Origin of the sequence: Actinacidiphila bryophytorum, assembly GCF_016916835.1 — a bacterium.
GTDB classification, from domain to species: Bacteria; Actinomycetota; Actinomycetes; order Streptomycetales; family Streptomycetaceae; genus Actinacidiphila; species Actinacidiphila bryophytorum.
In genome coordinates, this window is record NZ_JAFFIX010000002.1 from 379,105 (window position 1) to 396,963 (window position 17,859).

12 protein-coding genes are annotated in these 17,859 nt (G+C 68.1%); 5 read left to right on the forward strand and 7 right to left on the reverse strand.

The window, feature by feature from the left end; all coding sequences use genetic code 11:
• Positions 1-17: 17 nt before the first annotated feature.
• Positions 18-5,642, reverse strand: a complete 5,625-nt coding sequence (locus JT723_RS04870; RefSeq protein WP_205043106.1) for a PDDEXK-like endonuclease domain-containing protein — start codon at positions 5,640-5,642, stop codon at positions 18-20.
• A gap of 446 nt (positions 5,643-6,088) precedes the next feature.
• On the opposite strand from JT723_RS04870, the gene JT723_RS34865 reads away from it, so the two are divergent.
• Positions 6,089-6,316 (forward strand): hypothetical protein, encoded by a 228-nt coding sequence (locus JT723_RS34865; RefSeq protein WP_240165048.1) that lies wholly within the window; start codon positions 6,089-6,091, stop codon positions 6,314-6,316.
• Between the two features lie 13 nt (positions 6,317-6,329).
• Here the strand turns inward: JT723_RS34865 and JT723_RS04880 are convergent, their stop codons facing one another.
• A complete protein-coding gene (locus JT723_RS04880) occupies positions 6,330-9,605 on the reverse strand; it encodes a type ISP restriction/modification enzyme (RefSeq protein ID WP_251513070.1) in 3,276 nt (1,091 codons plus the stop codon).
• A 192-nt stretch (positions 9,606-9,797) separates the two neighbouring features.
• On the opposite strand from JT723_RS04880, the gene JT723_RS04885 reads away from it, so the two are divergent.
• From JT723_RS04885 to JT723_RS04895, 3 genes are all read left to right on the forward strand, one after another.
• On the forward strand, positions 9,798-10,280 hold the full coding sequence (locus tag JT723_RS04885; protein ID WP_251513072.1) for a hypothetical protein: 483 nt from the start codon (positions 9,798-9,800) through the stop codon (positions 10,278-10,280).
• A gap of 219 nt (positions 10,281-10,499) precedes the next feature.
• Complete coding sequence (locus JT723_RS04890) at positions 10,500-12,269, forward strand: hypothetical protein (RefSeq protein ID WP_205043109.1); 1,770 nt, start codon at positions 10,500-10,502, stop codon at positions 12,267-12,269.
• Between the two features lie 189 nt (positions 12,270-12,458).
• Positions 12,459-13,208 (forward strand): hypothetical protein, encoded by a 750-nt coding sequence (locus JT723_RS04895; RefSeq protein ID WP_205043110.1) that lies wholly within the window; start codon positions 12,459-12,461, stop codon positions 13,206-13,208.
• A 53-nt stretch (positions 13,209-13,261) separates the two neighbouring features.
• Here JT723_RS04895 and JT723_RS04900 read toward each other — a convergent pair whose 3' ends face one another.
• The 3 genes from JT723_RS04900 to JT723_RS04910 are packed head-to-tail and all read right to left on the reverse strand — an operon-like array spanning position 13,262 to position 15,711.
• The gene (locus JT723_RS04900; RefSeq protein WP_205043111.1) at positions 13,262-13,819 is read right to left on the reverse strand and encodes a DUF5710 domain-containing protein; all 558 of its coding nucleotides are present in this window, start codon (positions 13,817-13,819) and stop codon (positions 13,262-13,264) included.
• A 21-nt stretch (positions 13,820-13,840) separates the two neighbouring features.
• The gene (locus tag JT723_RS04905) at positions 13,841-14,341 is read right to left on the reverse strand and encodes an AAA domain-containing protein (RefSeq protein WP_205043112.1); all 501 of its coding nucleotides are present in this window, start codon (positions 14,339-14,341) and stop codon (positions 13,841-13,843) included.
• A complete protein-coding gene (locus JT723_RS04910; RefSeq protein ID WP_265749586.1) occupies positions 14,338-15,711 on the reverse strand; it encodes an AAA domain-containing protein in 1,374 nt (457 codons plus the stop codon). Before JT723_RS04910 ends, JT723_RS04905 begins: the two co-directional genes overlap by 4 nt.
• 167 nt (positions 15,712-15,878) lie before the next feature.
• Here JT723_RS04910 and JT723_RS04915 point away from each other — a divergent pair, with 167 nt between their 5' ends.
• A complete protein-coding gene (locus JT723_RS04915; RefSeq protein WP_240165049.1) occupies positions 15,879-16,670 on the forward strand; it encodes an IS5 family transposase in 792 nt (263 codons plus the stop codon).
• Here JT723_RS04915 and JT723_RS04920 read toward each other — a convergent pair.
• A complete protein-coding gene (locus JT723_RS04920) occupies positions 16,627-17,163 on the reverse strand; it encodes a hypothetical protein (RefSeq protein ID WP_205043115.1) in 537 nt (178 codons plus the stop codon). The two genes, JT723_RS04915 and JT723_RS04920, sit on opposite strands and share 44 nt — an antisense overlap.
• Positions 17,164-17,222: 59 nt before the next feature.
• On the reverse strand, positions 17,223-17,777 hold the full coding sequence (locus JT723_RS04925) for a hypothetical protein (RefSeq protein ID WP_205043116.1): 555 nt from the start codon (positions 17,775-17,777) through the stop codon (positions 17,223-17,225).
• Positions 17,778-17,859 lie beyond the last annotated feature (82 nt).

Below are 17,859 nucleotides of genomic sequence, written 5' to 3' on the forward strand. Positions count from 1 at the left end.
CGCCTCCCCACACCCGCTCAGTCCCGTACATGGCGGATGCGGACATGGCTGCGGCCGCCGCGGCCGTCGGTGTACTCGACCCGGGTCCCAGCCTCGCGCCACAGCAGCGCGGCACCGAGCTCGGTGAACGGGCTCAGGACCTGGATGTCGTCAATGATCGGTCGCTGCGAGGTGATCTCGTACTCCTCGACGGCATCAGTGCCGTCGAAGATCAACCCCACCAACCGGCCGGGGGCCACCACCGGGCCGCCGGAGGTCCGCTGTGCCGCGGGCACCGACCGGAGAATCCGCTGCAGGTAGACGGCCCGCTCTTCGAGCTGTTCCCGGCGCTTCTCCCTCTTGCGCCAGCTGTCGTCCGTTTCACGCGGTACGCGGAGCTGTGGTTCTGCCAGAGCAGCGCGGATCTGGGTCAGTTCGTGGGTGAGGCGTTGCCGCGATGTGCTCGCGAGAGCGGAAATGGGGAAACTTTCCCGCGGTACCGAGGTGGCTGGGCCGCGGTCAGAGCTAGCAACTGGCTCACGGCGGGGGGAACGTCGCTGAGTCGATCCGCTCGCAGGTTGCCGGTTGGATCGCGCGGCCGGCACGGAGACTTCCGGCAGTACGGAACCCTGAGGGGTCGGCGTCGTGGTGTGTTCGATGGGCCGGGTGACCGAGGCATTCGGCACGGCAGCATGCGCTATCGCACTTTCGACCGCTGTGCGTAGCCGAGACTCGGCTCCGGCACGGTCGCGGTACCAGTCGGTGCCCCATATGCGGTGGAGCTCCCAGCCGAGGCCACGCAGCACACCCTCCCGGAGCCTGTCTCGGTCTCGTGCCGCCTTCGACGAGTGGTACATGGCGCCGTCGCACTCCACGCCGAGCACGAAACGTCCTGGAAGCCTGGGATGGCGGATGCCGAGATCGATGCGGTAGCCGGCAACTCCGACCTGTGGCTGTACGTCGTATCCCAGCTTCTGCAGAACGGCGAGTACCGACTCCTCGAACGGGCTCTCCGGTTGGGCGTCTCCGTCTACTGGCGATGGGGCCAGGGCCGCCAGGCCGCTCTGGGCGTACCGGAGGTAGCGCTGGAAGTACCGGAAGCTCTCGCTGGCGGTCTCCCGCAGCTCTGCCGGGTCGAAGGAGGCGACGACCTCCATGCGGTAACGAGCCCGAGTGGCTGCGACATTGAGGCGACGCCACCCGTCGGGCTTGTTCATCGGGCCGAAGTTCATGGAGAACTTGCCGTTCGCGTCCGCCCCGTACCCGACGGACATGATCATCACATCGCGTTCGTCGCCCTGCACGCTCTCCAGATTCTTCACGAAGAAGCCGTCCAGTCGGCCCTCGGAGAAGCTGTCATCGAGGTCGGGCCTGGTACGTCGGGCTGCGTCCACCGCGTCCTGGATCGCCACCGCCTGCGGCTGTGACAGTGCCACCACACCCAGAGACTTGCCTTTGCGGGTGGTGAAGTGGTGGATCACCCGCCTAGCGACCTCGGCGGCCTCGCCGGGGTTGTCCCGTGCCGCGCTACCGGACCGGTAGACGCCCTCCGGAGCGTGGAAGAACGCGACACCGACGTCCTCTCCCTCGGCGTGTGCGCCGGGGAAGGTGGTCATCGACTCCTTGTAGAACTCGTGGTTGCTGAAGGCGATCAGCGCTTCGTGGCGGCTGCGGTAGTGCCACCGCAGGGACAGGCTGGGGAGCAGGCCGCTCGCCTTGCACATGTCGAGCACGGAATCGAACCGCTCTGGCAGCTCTTCGTCTTCGGCTTCTGCCTCATCGTCGCCGGTGGAGGAGAAGAACGATGTCGGAGGCAGCTGCTTCTGGTCGCCTGCGACGATGAGCGAGCGTCCGCGGTAGACGCAGTTCACAGCGTCCTGCGGGAGGACCTGCGACGCCTCGTCGAAGATCACAACGTCGAAGTGGATGTCCGAAGGCAGGAAGCGGCTGACGGTCAGCGGGCTCATCATGAAACACGGCTTGATCAGTCGAACCGTGTCGCGAGCCGTGTCGAGCAGTACCCGTACCGGCTTATGGCGGGACTTCTTCTCTCCCTCTCGGCGGATCAGCACTGCTCCAGGGTCGATCACCGTCCTGGGCCGACGTGCGTCGCAAGCGTGGATGACCCGCGCACGGGCGTAATCGGTGAGCTTGGTGTCCAGCTGCTGGAACCGCTTCACCAGTCCGTCGCGGTCGACGGAGCGGGTGGTCGCCAGCCGCTTGTCAGCGCTCAATTGCGCATCCGCCCAGGCCCGCAATACCGCCCGCTCCACTACGCGGGGAAAGTCGTCGGGTTCGACGCTGCGGCGTACTGCGCGGTCGACCAGGTCGCCCAAGCCCAGCTCGTCGAGAACGCCGCGCCCCTCGTCGTAGGCACGCCACTCGTCAGGACCGCCTCGATCAGTGCCGAGAACATCGAGAGCCTGCCGCGCGGCATCGGAGCTCAGCTGCAACGCGGTACGGAGAGGGGCTGCCCGTTCCGTACGGAAGAGTTCGACCAGCCCCTCAGATGCCTGCGACCACCTTCGGCCGGATGCTTCCAGCTCGGGATCGGCGTCGGCTTCGTAGAGGATCCCGGCGAGCGCTGTCCCCATCGCGCTACTCACGTCCATGCCACAAGCAGCGCGGAGTTCGGCGACCCATTCACCGGCCACCGTGAGGGCTGTCGCGCTGGTTGCACGTCCCTCGTAGAGGTCGCCGAGCAGCTTGCGATCGGTGTCCGCTGCGGACTCGAAGGCAGCGGACGCCGATCGCGCGTCACGCACCTTCCGGATCGCGGTACGGGATGCCGAGAGTGTCCACCTCCCTGGGGCGAGGTGCCCGCCACCGCCCGCGGCCGCGGTTTCCTCGACGACGCGGATGAGCGGTTCCGCCGCCCACAGCGGTGCGACGTGGGCTCGGCTCCAGGCAGCGGCCGCGAGCAGGCTGCCGTTCTCCAGCTCGTAGGAAGGCCCCGCTGCCGGTGGAAGCACCAACGAGTTCCGCCACTCGGTCAGCCGCGCAACCGCCTCATCTGCACTCCGTTTCGCCGCGGGATGTGGTGCGCCGCCTGCGGCCAGCTCACGGGTCAACAACCCCCGATCCAGCACCCGGGGAGCCAGCGCCGTGATCTCATCAGCCCGGGCGACAAGAACGTCCACCATGGCGAAGTCCGTGTCCTCGCCCTGCCACAGCGTGCCCAGTGCCGAAGCGTGAGTGGCCGTCTCAGCTCCGAACCCCCGCGCAGCCCGCTGCCACGCCACGGCAGCCGGCAGCGCGCCGACCACCGCCTTCGTGACTTTGCCGCCTCCGACGAGCCACGACCTGACGAGCCGGCTGTCGGCGCGGCGAGCTGACGACAAAGCCCCGGTGAAGGACCGGTGCACGGTGGCGAAGCGCTCAGCGACCTCATCCAGAGATTCCTCGCCCAGCACCTGCTCGGTGAAAATCGCCTCTGCCCGTTGCCGGGCCGCGACCAGCGCGTGCACCGACTCGCGTAGAGCCTGAGCAGCCCTGCGGGCGTCAGTGAGTCCCTCAGCCGTGAGCCAGGACGGCTGCGGCTTGGCTTCGTCCGGCAGTGCGGCCAACTCCGCCAGGCGACCCAGGCGGAGAGCCTCGTCACAGGTTTCCGGCTCCGGCAGCCCATACATCCGAGAGACCGCTGCGAGCGATCGGCCCGCCTGCTCCAACCCGTCAGCGTCGCTGTCCAGCCGCTGCGCAAGATGGCGGACGTCATCGGCGGTGAGTGAAGCCAGGTCCACAGGCGGTGGAACCAGTGAGGAGAGGGCCGTCTCGGCTGCGCTCGGCTCGGAATCCACCCCGAGGGGCAACCGGCCCCATGCAGAGCCAAGTTCCTGCTCGGCAGGGCGTTCCGCCGCAGTCACCTGATTCATGCGCTCCAGAAAGGCCCGCACGTCGGTACGCAGCGACTCCGGATCGGCCGTAAGCCACTCACGGGGCACGTCTGGACGCCTGCCCGCCGTCTGCAACACGGCTGCCAACCGGGGGGCGGCCCGAGCGCCCTCCCAGCCCAACTCACTGAGCAGGTCGGCATGGCCGGCGAGGGCCGAGTCGAGTCGGCTGAGCGCCTCGGAGGCCATATCCAGCGCCAGAAGGGGATTCCCGGTGTCCTTCAAGCCGTACCAGGAGAAGCCGGTGCCTTCCAGCGCCGGGCGCCAGGACGCGGCTACCTGGAGCGCGGCGTTCTCCGCGTCGCTGAGGCGCTGCTCCGACAGGGCGCCCGCGTCGAATGTGTCGCTCGCCGGCAGTGGATCGGCTGTGTCCAGAAGCGCTATTCGTCCCAACGCGTCGTGCAGGGACATGCCGAGTCCTGGCCTGATGTCATTCATCGCCGAGGCGTATGCGGAAAGTTCCTCGCGCAGTTTCCTTACGCGTCCGAGTTCCACCTGGCTGCCGCCCGACAGGGTGCGGCGCGAAGCCGCCAGCGCCCTGCCGAGTTCCTGCGCCACCTGCTTTCGTCCGGCGGTGTTGCTGTGCAGCGCCAGCACGTAGTCTCCGAGGCCGACGTCGCTCAAGCGATTGCGGACGACGTCGAGGGCGGCAGCCTTCTCGCTCACGAAGAGCACGGTGCGGCCCTGCTCGAGTAATCCGGCGATCATGTTGGTGATCGTCTGGCTCTTACCTGTTCCCGGCGGTCCGTCCATGACGAAGCTGCGACCGTCGAGCGCTGCGGCGACGCACTGGCGCTGTGACGAGTCGGCGTCCAGCACCATCGGAGCCTTCTCGGGCGGCTGGAGCGCGTCAATGTGCTCGATGTCAGCAGGTTCGAAGTCGAAGGTCGCGGCCGGAAGGCCGGAGTCGGCACCGAGCCCGAGCGCACGGACCAGGCTGCTCCCCATGACCCGGTCCGCGTTTTCCAGCAGGTCCCGGTACATGACCTCTTTGCTGGAGTTGAAGGTGTCGAGCACGATCCGCGCCGTCACCTTCCACTCGCGGTGCCTGGTCACCGCTCTCCGCACGCTGTCGATCAGTTCCGGGATGCCACCGAGCTCCACCTGGTCAGGACGCGGCCAGTCGACGCTGAGTTCGCTCATCTTGATGCCGAGAGCCGGGTTGAGCACCGGCTCCTCGTCCGCGTTGAGCTTGAGGACGTACGAAGCGCCGCGCCTCTCCAGCAGCACGGGGACCATGACCAAGGGCGAGCTGAGGCCCTTCTCGGCCGAAGGTGCCGGCTTCCAGTCGAGGAAGCCCACGCCGAGGTTCAGCACCCACAGACCGTAGTCGTTGTATTTCTCCCGGGTCACCGTCGCGAGGCGCTTGAGGTGGCGGTCCTGCTCGGCCTGGGAGGTCTTGGACGTGGTCAGGCTCACGGCCGGCCGACGACCACCTATCCCCTGGCGGGAGGCAGGGGTGTCAATGGGTCGGCTGTCTGCGGGCAGCGTGCCCGAGTTGGTCTTGGCCAGCGTCGTCCCGGGACCGGGCACCGTCTCGACGCCGTCCGTCTGGGGCTCCCGCACCTCGGCGAAACCGCAGCCACGGCCGAGCGCTTCGATGACGGAGAGCAGACCGGGCGCGGCGATGTCCATCCCTACGGACGTCGACCGGCGCTGGTAGTTGAGCAGCCGGTTGCGGAAGCTGAGATCGATGAGCGAGTCGCGCCAGGAACCCAGCAGCTTTTCCAACCGCTTCCGATCTGCCGGTGCCATCGGGGGTCGGACAGCCATACGGCGGAGCTCCTCGCACTGGGAGTAGGGCAATTGTGGAGATTCGGTGAACGGAGCATAGCGGCGCATGGCCGCATGCGTCCGCGATTGTCTGATGTCCAACCGGTTGTGCGCACTGATGGGTTTGGGAGGTGCGCCTGACCCCGGCAAGCACTGCCGCCGCAGTGAGGCGCCCGTCCCGCGCACCGCCCCTCGGGACTTCCGACCGCCCGCCTGGCGGAGTGGGGACGCTGCTGCTGTCCATGCGGCGTGCTAGGTATGGCTCCATGCCCTCTGCCGCACCCCTGCCTCATCTGGATCTCACAGAAGCGCAGTGGCGACTCCTTGCACGACTGGCCGAAGGATCGGTCCCCGATCCGAGCGATCGGCCTGCCTTTGTCCACGCGCTGGCCTTGGACGGGCTGGATGCGGATCTGGCCCGGGAGGACTTGCCGACGCTCCGTTGGATGAAGTTGGTCGACCTGGACGACGGCTCGCTGGGGCTCACGGATCTGGGCACTGCAGTGCACTTCCGGGCGTTGTACGAGTCCTCGCAGGAGCGGCTGGCCGGGATTGCCCGCCTGGCCGACATGCGCGAGGCAACGGCCCCGCACTTCGCACGGGCGGTACGAAGTCTGGCTGATGGCTCCTGCTCGCTGCCCGAGGCGCTGGCGGGTATGGACGAAACCCAGTGACATTCGGTGGGGTTCACGGCACCTCGTGCCCCTCGAAGAGGACATCGACCGCGGCATAGCGCGCCTTTCGCGCAGTCGCCGGTACAGGAAGCACCCCGTCCGTGATCAGCTCCCCCTCCGTGACCACCGGACCGGCCAGGATCTCCTCCAACAGCTCGCTTTGGGTCGGTTCGAGATCGGTGAGTCGGCGGAGTACCGAGAGCAGGTCGATGAGTTCCATCGTCCATTCGTGCGGCCAGCGCTCCGCGTGTATGTCGTCCAGGGGGCTCGTCCGCTTGCTGGTCGGCACGGCCTTCCGGTATCCGAACCACTTGCTGACGATCTTCATGCCGCCGACGTCGTACGCCCACACGACGTCGGGAACGGGAGCGAATGATCCCTCCCCGACGTGGAGCGTTCGTGTCGCTGCGTCGTACTCCAGCCGATCAGGGATGCGGCTGCCGATCTGCGTCAGGTAGCGCACCTGCCGCTCGTCTCCCGACGTGAACTGCACCTGGCCAGTGCGCCGTCCGAGCGCGGGGTCGGCGCACCGGTCGCCGTAGGTCGAGGCCCACAGGATCTCCCGACCGAGTCCGACGGCGCGTGCCCACAACGCTGCATCCCGGGTCAGGGGTATTCGTACGCCCGGCGTTAGCAGTTCTTCGGCGAATCTCTGGGTGAAGGCGTCGTGGCCGGCCACGGCCACGACATAAGCGGCGAGGTCAGTGGCCGTGGCTCGGTCCTGGTTCGTTGCACGCGCCAGGTAGGCGAGCAGCCCAGGGGCCAAGTTCGGCGACCCGTCCGGGTGCAGGAGCGGCAGGATCCGGCCTCCGCGGCCGTTGAAGTGGTGCGTGTCCGGGATGAGGCAGGTGGCCACGACCGCCGGGCCGGAGTCGATCTCATGGGACGACTGCTGGTTGAGGAATATCTGCCCGTCCTGGAGGGATGCCCACAGGTCAGGCCGTGGACGGTCGAGCACGCGGTTGTCTGCGATCAGCCATTGGCGGTCGAAGCTCCGGAGCGAGGTACGTATCAGGTTCGGTCGGACGTCGGTCTCCTGCGCCAGCGAACGGAGGTGGGCAGGCTGGCCCGGTAACGGCTCCCTTCTGGCGTTCAGATCGCGATCCTGCGTCTCCTTGAACTGCTTGACCCTGAGGGCAGGGTCGCCCCCTCGAATCAGCGTGGTCCACCGTCGACGAAGTACGTCGTCCGATGGGTCGCTCACCCACGAGCGGTTGGACTTCGCACCGGGGCTGCCCCACGGGAACAGGTCGTTCAGCGCCGGGAAGTCCTCCCAACCCGACTGGGTAAGGGGCGTGAACGGCCGCAGGCTGCGGGAGTGTGCGTCACGCCAGCCGTCGTCATCGATCTGCACCGCATGTAACTGGTCGAACTTGTCCGCCCGGTGTCCGGCGAGAGCTCGGTAGTGCACCCTCGCACGGTGGCCCTCGCCCCGCTCGGCACCCGCCTTGCGGAGGAATATGGAGATCGCCAGTGGCTGCGCAACGCCCGGGAAGGGGCGGGTGGCCACGTCGGAGCGGTGTCCCTCCGGCGACAGGTTGATGATCCAACCCTCGTCGCAGGTGCGGCGCAGGTACTCCCGCATGCCGCGGCCGCCAGGACCGGTGGCCCAGCCCGAGGGCGTGATGAAGCAGACCACGCCGTGGCGTTCGCCGTCGTCCGCGTCGAAGACCTTCCAGGTGGCCCAACGCCAGAAGTACACGTACATGTTCTTGAGTACGTGCTCGTAACGCCCGTTGCCTGGGTAGCGGAAAGCGTCGAGCAACGGCACCTCAGCGCGGTCGGTGCGCTTCTCCACCCAGCCGCCGCGGTCTTCGGCCTTGTCGTCGTAGGGCGGGTTGGCGATCACGACGGTCACGGGAACGTTGGCCTTGACGTTGTTCGCCCGCCGGCGGGACTCGGACAGGGCGTCGTACGTAGAGGCCAGGTATTCGTCCTCGACGAACGGGTTGTCCAGCGTGTCGGTGACGAAGAGGTTGAGCCCTCCCTCAGGTAGCGGGGCCTCGTAGCGCTTGAGCAGCTCGGAGGCCCGCAACTCCGCGACGGCGAACGGCCCCATCTGCATCTCGAACCCGTACAGCCGCGGGGCGAGGCGCGAGATGGCATCGGCGGACATCGCAGGTCCGGAGTCTTCGGCGGCCTGCGCGGCGACCCGCTCGATGATTGTATGGAGGAAGGTCCCCGTGCCCATGGAGGGATCGACGATCCGAACGCCGTCGCCGCGGAACCCGTCGGACTGGCCGAGCCGCGTGCGCAGCACGTCCTCGGTGAGACGCACCATCTCCTGAACGACCTCGTGCGGGGTGTAGTAGGAGCCGCTCCGCTGGCGCAGCACCGGGTCGTAGATCGTGAGGAAGTGCTCGTAGAGGTGGAGGTAGGCGTCACGGTTGCCGGTGCGGATGGCCGGCCAGTCCACCTGGACGATGGTTCTGCGCAGCAGTTCCAACGTGACGGTGAACCGCTCGTTGACGTTGTCGGTGAGGAGTTGGAGAGCCTTCCCCATGAGGGCGTGGTCGGCGTCCAGGCGGCGACCGATGTCGTGGAGGCCGATTCCCTCTTCAAGCACGTCTTCGGAACGGGCGAGCAGCAGGGCGAAGGTGACTGCCTGGGCATAGCCGTCGGCGAAGGTCGCGTCGTCTGCGGACGGGAACAGCATCCGCCGCCAGTCGTTCTTGAGCCCCGTGAACGGCCGGGCGCGGACGTCGTCGTCCCGCTTGGACGATCGGGCCTCGGCTGACAACTGCTCCAGGACGGCAGCGCGCAGCAACCGGCAGAGCGGGGCGACGTGCTGCACGAGCCGCGCGACGCGCTTGATGGGCGGAGGCTTCCACACAAGGAATTGCTTCAGCAGCGCATCCAGCGCGCCCGGGTCCACCGGCGCCAGATTCTCGCCCGCAGAGCGGAGCGATCCCGTGAAGTAGACCGTCTCGCCGAGCTGCCGCCCGTCGCGGAACAGTCGCCACTCGGTGCCGTTGGAGTACAGCAGGTTGGGCAGGTTCCGGAGCTTTTCCCATTGCTCGCGGTTGCTCTTGCCGAAGGTGTCGGGGTCGACCGACAACCCCGGCTTCTTGAGTTCGATGTAGCCGGTCAGCTCACCGCTCGCGCGGATGGCGTAGTCGGGTCGGACGCCGAGATCGGGGACGCGGAACTCGTCGTGCCAGGAGACCTCGTGCTGCTCGTGGTGCTCGCCGACGGCCTGGAGCAGCGCCTCCAGGGGCGCGCGTATGGAGGCTTCGGGGCTGCCGCCGCCCGACAGTTTGACCTTGCAGGCACGTCCGAACTCTGACACGGCAGCGAGCAGCCAGCCGTCTAACCCCCCTGACATCTTCCCCCCAAGGATCGAGTCAGGGCGCTGATGCTATCTACGTACGGTCATCAGGGGAAGACAGATGGTCAACATGCGATCGAACCGCCGGAGCATTGTGGGGGCGCATACGCCCCGATCAGCATGGCCGCGCCGCTCCAGCGCCATAATCGGCTCGTGACCCTCACACGCCAAGTCCTTGAGGAGCGCGGATTCCGAGGATTCGTACCCTTCTCCCTTCTGGCGACCCAGCGGCTCCCCCTCGACGGCGGGATCTACGTAGTGATCAGGGCTTCCGACGCCGCGCCGACCTTCCTGGCCGCAAGCACGGCGGGGTGGCGCAAGGGGGTCAACCCGGCAGTGAGCATGGAGCAGTTGGCAGCGAAGTGGATCGACGAAGCTGAAGTCCTCTATATCGGCAAGGCAGACTCGGGCACAGCTGCCGGCCACGGACTTCGCGGTCGGCTCAGGCAGTACGCCCGCCACGGTCTCGGCGGAACCAGCCACCACGGCGGGCGGCTCATCTGGCAGCTGCAAGACGCCGCTGCCTTGCTGGTCGCGTGGAAGCCGGCACCTGACCCCCGTGGCGAGGAGAACGCCATGTTGGCCGAGTTCGAGACGCTGCACTACGCTCTGCCTTTCGCCAATCTCAGGCACTAACGACCTGGCCCCATCGAAAAATCATGGCTGCCGCTTCGTCGGCGGAATGAACTTCGCCGGCCGCATCGATGACCGTCGCCGCGCCAGCGTCTTCCGCAACGGAATCCGGAAGCGATCTCCAGCGAGAACGTCCCTCGCCGCAGGGCGGCCTGCCGTACCCTTCGGCACTGGACGCCAGCGACGTCAGGCCGTCGCACGCCCTCTGGGGGAGGAGACCGCATGCAGGACCCGTCGGAATCGATGGAGGCCGCTGAGCCTGAGGGAGACGGCCGGAGTGATTCTGCCGGCTCTCGTACAGGGGACTCTGCGGCACCCCGCCCGGGTAACGAACCGGCGGCGGCGTCGACGGTGCTGGTGGGGGTGCGGCCTGGGGTTGCCGTCGCCTTCGGGGAAGTCCCCGCAGAGCTCGTTGCTGAACTCAAGCTCGATCCGGTCGATGTGGGGCTCCTGTCCAGCGACGACCGCACGCGGATCTCGGCAGCGCTCGCATCGATCGGCAACACGGCGACCGTGGGCGGCAACCTCGCGAACGCGTTCGCCAGCCTGGAGGGCGTCTACCGGATGGGCGACACCGCGCGGGCGCTGCTGAGCGCTGGCGGAACACTCGCCGTCAAGGACGGCGCGAACCTCGGAGGGGTCTTCGTCGGCGGCCGAATAGCTCACCAGGTTCGTTGGACTCCTGTGACCGCAGTGAGCGCGGCGGACTTCGCAGTCGGGATCGGGCCTGCGCTGGCAATGGTCGCGCTCCAGATGATGCTGAGCCAGGTCACGGGCCTCGTCAGGACCAACATCGCGCTCACGAGCGAGGTCCTCACGACGATGCGTCACAGCCAGTGGGCCGAGCTGACGGCCCTCGTCGACACCGTCGATGGCACGGTCAGCCGCGCGCGGGAGCTCGGGACGGTCACGACGACGGAGTGGGAAAAGGTCGCGGCCAAAGACGACGCTCTGCGCAAGCAGCGCGACACGTACCGGCTGAAAGTCGGCGAACACGTCCAGCAGCTCGGCCGGCTCGACACAGCCGGCCGACGTCAGTATCTCGAGACGAACGCCACGGCGATCGTCTTCGACGCCTACGCCCTCCTGTCCTCGCTCAAGGCATGGGCCGGTTACCAGACGCTCCACGCCGCGCGTGCGAGAGCCGCCGGACGTGAAGAAGCCGACGAGGCACGGCTCGTCGAGATCATCGAGCGCGAGACCGGCGAGGAGGTCAGCTCCGCCCTGGCCGAGACGACGGGTCTCGTCGAATCGCTCACGCGGGAGCTTCGGATCATCGCCGAACTGCCCGGACGCTCAACGGTGCCATTGCTGGGGAAGCGGAAGGACGCGAAGAAGGCCCGGTTCACCAGCGCCCAGCTTCTGGAGGCGATCCAGCCTCTCGCCGACGCCCTTCGTCCGCCGACCCCGCCGCTCGACGTTCCCGGTGTCCTCTGCGCACCCAAGGCGTTGGATCCGGACCGGTATCTGCGCATCCTGCGATGGTTCCTGGAGGACGGCGAGACGCTGCGAGCGTTCGGGCTGGACGCCCCCGCCCGCATCGGTGCGCTTCTCGACGGAGCGAAGGAGAAGGTGGCACCGGCGATGGACAAGGCGGCGGCAAGGAACATGGTCGCCGTCACGGACCGCCGCATCATCACGGCCCGGACGAATGCCTTCCTCGGGCAAGGCGAGATCGGCCAGAACATCCCGGTCGACCGGGTGCGATACGTCCGAGCGCCGGCCGCACGGGACGGAAGCGGGCGCTCGGTAATCGACCTCATCACGGCCGAGGACAACATCCGGTGGCAGTTCGACTCGGACGTCGACGACGTTCAGGTGGCCGCGCTCGCCGCCGTACTGGCCGAGTCGATGAACATCCCGGACGAAGAACGCGCCCAGCTCCGGCAGCCCCGCCACACCTCACTCAGGGCGGGCACGACGGGCGGGAGCGCCAGTTCGATGGCGGTGGAACCGCCCGGGTCCGAGTCTCCCGTCAGCGACGCCGGATAGGCCGAGCAAGGGGTCGAATTCTGTAGGAGGAACTGGGAGACGATCACGGAAAAACCGCCTCCCCAAACCCACTCAGACCAACCCCCGCACACCCCCTGACATGCGATTTCTAGAATCCCGCAAGTCAGGGAGGGATCACGGCCTCATTCCACCCAGTCGCTGATTACCCTTCACGACGGCAATGGCATCGTGCTGGACCGGAGCTTCCACCACCGGGCCGACGGGCACCTGCTGGCGCTCGACGACAGCGCAAGTGGGCCATGGGCCTTCGCGCTCGACACTGGCGGGCACGTCACCCGCGTACGCGCCGAGGGTTGGACCGAGAAGTACGCCTACGACGCCCAGGGCGACCAGATCGCGGCGGAATGGTCCGGCGCTCCTGCCGACCCCACTGTGGCGGGAGCCCGGACCTACGAGGGCTCCGGGATCTCGCGTGCGGGCGCGACCCGGTACGAGTACGACGGCCAGGGACGGATGGCCCTGCGACAGTGGACTCGGCTGTCACGCAAGCCCGACACATGGCACTTCACCTGGGACGCCGAGGACCGGATTACCCGTGTCAGGACCCGGACGGCACCAATTGGCGCTCCCACCCGACGCAATCAGCTGGATCAGAGGAGGCCCTTGATGCAAGACCACGCTTCGGCTGCCTTGGCCGACGCCTGGCAGAAGTTCGACACCCCACTCCGAATGCGGAAGGGATTCGACGAGGACGCCTATACGGCTCTCACGTCCGCCCTCCAAGCATGTGCCGACGCGTGGGCGTCACAGGATGCCATTCCGAAACTGGGGGCGAACATCCTGGTGGACATTTTTTCAGCGACCGAAGGAAATATCGCGCTGTACGAGGACGACGTGGCACAGCGGGTCACCGAGGCCGCATTCGAACTCCAGGATCTCGTGGGGCAGTGCGTGGCACTGGACGCCGAACCGGCATGACCGACCCGTTCAGCCGTCATGGGTCTGAAAGAAGACAGGCGTCGCTGTCCGGGTCACGGCAGCCAGCGGGCGGCCTGCTCGCGGGAGACGCGTTCGGCGTCCACGTGCCACAGGCGGTTCTTGCCGTCCCACCGGGCACCGAGGGCTCGCTTGGCCTCGTCCTTCTCCGCGAAAGGGACGTTCAGGTAGAGGCGTCCTGCGACGACCGCACCCGGGCGGACACCCTCGGCACTCGTGTCCGCAGACGGGGCGGCAGGGGCGGCCGCGCGGGGGTTCCAGGCCGTCCGATCCTTACGGGCGCGGTCGACGACGCGGCCGACGCGTGCGCAGGATGTCGGGTCGGTGAGCCTCATCATCAGGTCCGTCGGGCCGGTGTTCGCCAGGAGGTTGAGCGACCCGTGCCACAGGACGGTGTCGTCGATGATGAGGACCTTCTCGTGCATGCGCTCACGAAAGTCCACCTCGCAGCCGGCCAGGCGTAGTTCGTCGATCCGCTGCCCGTGACGGATCACGGCGGCGGCATCGCGCTGTTCCTCAGCCGGGCGGGTATGGACGACGACGCGTACTCCCGCGGCGACGCGTACGGCGAGCTGCGCCGACCACTTGGCCACAGGCCTCGGGTCCAGGAAGGCTCAGTAGATCTCGATCCGGTTCTTGGCGTGGGCGATGTCCCACTCGACGGCGCGGTAGACCTCGTCCGCCGGGAAGAAGGCAGGGCGGGCGAGTTCCTCCTCGGACAACTCGCCCAGCTGCGCGGCGTCGCGGGTGGGTATGAGCTGGTCGGCAGACAGCAGCTGGGCATGTGACCCGAGGTGATCGAGCATGCGCATGGCCTCGCTGTGGGGGGCCAGGTGCCGTCTCAGGTGGTCGACGTCGGCGACGACGACAAGGTGGTCCTGGGCTCGACTCAGCGCGACGTTGAGCAGGCGGCAGGTCTGCGAGTCGAGGCCGGTGCCCTGGTAGAAGTAGCCCGGGCCCTTCCCGGCGCCCGCGACGGTGTCCATGTCGACGACCGGGCGCTGGCTGCCTTGGAAACGGTGAATCGTGTCGACCAGGCCTTCGTACTCCTGGCCGAAGCGGTACTTCAGGCTCCCCTGCAGGGCACGGACCTGGGCGCGGTAGGGGGCGATCACTCCGAGGCGGTCGGTGGCGCGCTCGCCTCGTACGATCTCGTCCCGGTCCCACTTGCGGCCGGGGAGCACTCCCTCGGTGCCCGCATGCGGTACTGGGTGTCGAGGGCCACGAGACGGGAGTCCGGCCGCACCCTGCCTCCGGGCTCGACCAGACCGGCCGCGTGGAAGGGGTCCCGGGCTGTCCAGTGCCGCGAGTGCACACGCTCCGCCTCCGTCGCCTTGGGGTCGCTGTCGCCCTTGGTCACCGCAGGCAGTTGGCGGAAGTCCCCCGCGACGACCAGGCGCTTGCCGGCCAGCCCGGCGGCCAACCAGGCGGCGGGCAGACTCACCATGCCGGCCTCGTCCATGACGACGACATCGACTCGGTCGAGAAGCTTGCGGGACTGGATGGCCTTGGCGACGGTCGCACCCATGACACGGCACTTGGCAGGCAGGGTGTCCTGAATCTTCCTGCGCTGTTTGTCGAGACCGTCGATCCGCTCCTGGAGCCGCAGGGCCTGCTGGGCAAGCGCAGGCCGGGGCAGCGCCCCTGTGAGCCGCCCGCGGGCGGTGGCTGCCCGGCCCTGCAGGTCCTCGATGACGACGGCGGCCCGGCGTGCACGAAGCGTGCTGTCGGCGGCACGTCGCCGTGCCGCGGCTGCGGTGGCGTCGGCCTGGCTGACGTGCTCGTGGAGTTCGGCCAGCTGGAGCTCCTTGCGCCTGGCGAACATCCCCTTCGGCACGCCTACCTGATGAATTCTCAAGCGGAGCTGAGCGGCTTGGGCCTCCGCCCCCAGTTGCTCCGCCTCGGCGGCCTTCGCGTCCTGCGCGTCTGCGGAACGTGTGGCACGGGCTCCGGCGAGCTCTTCCTCGATCGACGCGGCCTCGTCATGAAGGGCGATGACGTCGCGCGTTTCGGACAGAGCTTGTGCAGCCTCGGTCAGCGCGGCATCCAACTGGGCCGACAGTCGAACCGTGATCCGGGCCGGATCGACCTGCTCGCCGTAGCGCTCGTCCAGCGACGCCAGTTCGATGTCGCCCGCACGCTGCACCAGACCGTCGGTGAAACCGGGTTCGGCGCGCATGAGGTCGCAGACGCGTTCCAGCGCCTGGTCGACAGCCACCTTCGTCGGGGCGACGAACAGGACGTTGAGGCCTTGCCGGACGCTGCCCTCGATGATGTGGCCCACCACGTCGGTCTTGCCCGTACCAGGCGGTCCCCAGAGGAACAGGACCTCGCTCGCAAGGGCCTGCTGCACGGCTTGGCGCTGGCGTGCGTTGAGGCTGAGTCGCTGTTGTCGTTCCGGCCGTGTGGGGTGGGGTTCGAACCGGGGTTCCCGATCGGGTGGTCGCGGAGGCGTCGGGGCATAGAGGTGGGGCCTCTTGAACAGCTCGTTGGTGTCGAATCAGCAAGCAGTACCAGGAGGCCCCGGTGTTGGAGTGTTCCGTGTCAGTGGTCGGCCGGTCTAGTTCGGTCACTCCGGGGTGCGACTGCCTGGCACACCGGTTCGGAAACGCTGCCGACCACGGCATGCGCCGGCCGCGGTATCCGTCGGACATGACGGACGCGGAGTGGGGTGTGGTTCGGCCGCTGCTGCCGGTGCCGGGCTGGATGCGGGGCCGCGGTGGACAGCCGGAGGCGTACTGCCACCGCGCGATACTCGATGCTGTCCGCTACCTGGTCGACAATGGCAGCAAGTGGCGGGCGATGCCGGCCGACTTCCCACCGTGGGACCGCGTCTACGCGTTCTTCCGCCGGTGGCGCGACGACTGCCTGGTCACCGAGTTCCACGACCGGCTGCGCGGACAGGTCCGCACCCGTGCGGGCCGGGACGCGGAGCCGACCGCCGGAGTGATCGATTCGCAGTCGGTGAAGGCGGACGCTGTCGTGGGTTCGGACAGCCGCGGTTTCGACGGCGGGAAACTGATCAACGGACGCAAGCGGCACGTCGTGGTCGACACCCTTGGTCTGCTGCTGGGCGTGATGGTCACCGCCGCCGATGTCGGTGACCGCACCGCCGGACGGGTCCTGCTGGCGCGGGTGGCCGATGCCCACCACCGGCTGGGGCTGGTCTGGGCCGACGGCGGCTACACCGGCAGCCTCGTCGGGCACTGCCTGGACGCACTCGAGCTGGTCCTGCAGATCGTCAAACGCAGCGACGACCAGCGCGGGTTCGTGGTGCTGCCCAAGCGGTGGATCGTGGAGCGTACCAACGCCTGGCTGATGCGCACCCGCCGCCTGGCCCGCGACTACGAACGCCGTCCCACCAGCGCCGAGGCCATGGTCACCTGGTCGATGACCGCCCTCATGACCCGCCGCCTGACCCGGCCACACCCGCAGCCGGCGTGAACCGACCCGCTCCGGGCTCGGCCAGCCAGCCCCGCGCGACCAGGCGCTTGGCCTTGCTCCGCAAGGCCTCCACCCGTGCCGGCACCACGTCCATGCCGAATGCCGCGGCCATCTCCTGGCAAGTCAGCGGTCCTTGACCAAGCCGCGCACGGTCCACGAGCAGCTGCACGATCCGCTGGTAGTCCACCGACAACGCGGACAGGGCAAGGCCTTCACGCCACACGAGGACCTGCGACCTCGGCTTCACCGACTCCCCGGCCGCCGACGACGCATCCGCCTTCCGCGGACCTGCGACGCTCTTCATGCCGACGGTGCCGGCAGTCTCCGCCGTCAGGACCGCATCGACGCGCCTGCGGGCGACCACCCATTCCTGCCACTCCTGCTCGGCCGCGGACAGCTCGGCCTGGATACGGTCGGCCTCCTCCCGCAGCCCGTCGACACGACGACGAGCAGCAAGCTCGTGCTGTTCCAGCAGCCCGACAACCGACGGCATCCCGGCCTCCCCGGCGAACGACAACCCGACAGGCCACACCTCCCACCGAATCACCAGCCCTACGCCTGACCAGCACAAACGCCGCCTTCAAGTTCGGAACGACAACAGCGACTGAGCCCGGACCAGCCGGCGACCCAGCGAGCGGGATCGGGATCCCGGGCGCTACGGGGACTGCCCTGCCCGAGGATCCAGCCCGCGCTTTCCAGCCGCACGACGCTGTTCGCCGTACCGACTGCTTCGAGGCTCCGTGCCATGACGGCCCAGTTCTCGGCGTCGTCACGGCGCAGTTGGGCGTTGGTCACCGACCGTCCCCACTCGGGGCCCGAAACCAGGACCCGAATCTTGCCGTCGGGCATGCGGGAGGCCTCGGCCGGTGTCCACGGGCCGCGGGCCTGTGACGGGCGGATCAGAACCTTGGCCCCGTCCAGCGCAGAATTCCACCTGCAGCACGTGAAGACGTGCTCGCTTCGTCCTTCGCCCGTGCCGACCAGGCGACCCGAGCCGAGCGAGACCTTTTCCGCGTCCTTGCCGTCGCTCCGCCGCTCTGCGGCGATCTCCGACCGAACCGCCGCCAGCAATTGAGGCACCGGAAACGGCTGCTCGGCCTGCGCCATACGCGTGCTCCCCCAAGACGTCCGCGACGGGTCGCACGACTCTACGTGCCGCGCGCGACCAGGCACCGCAATCCGGCCACGC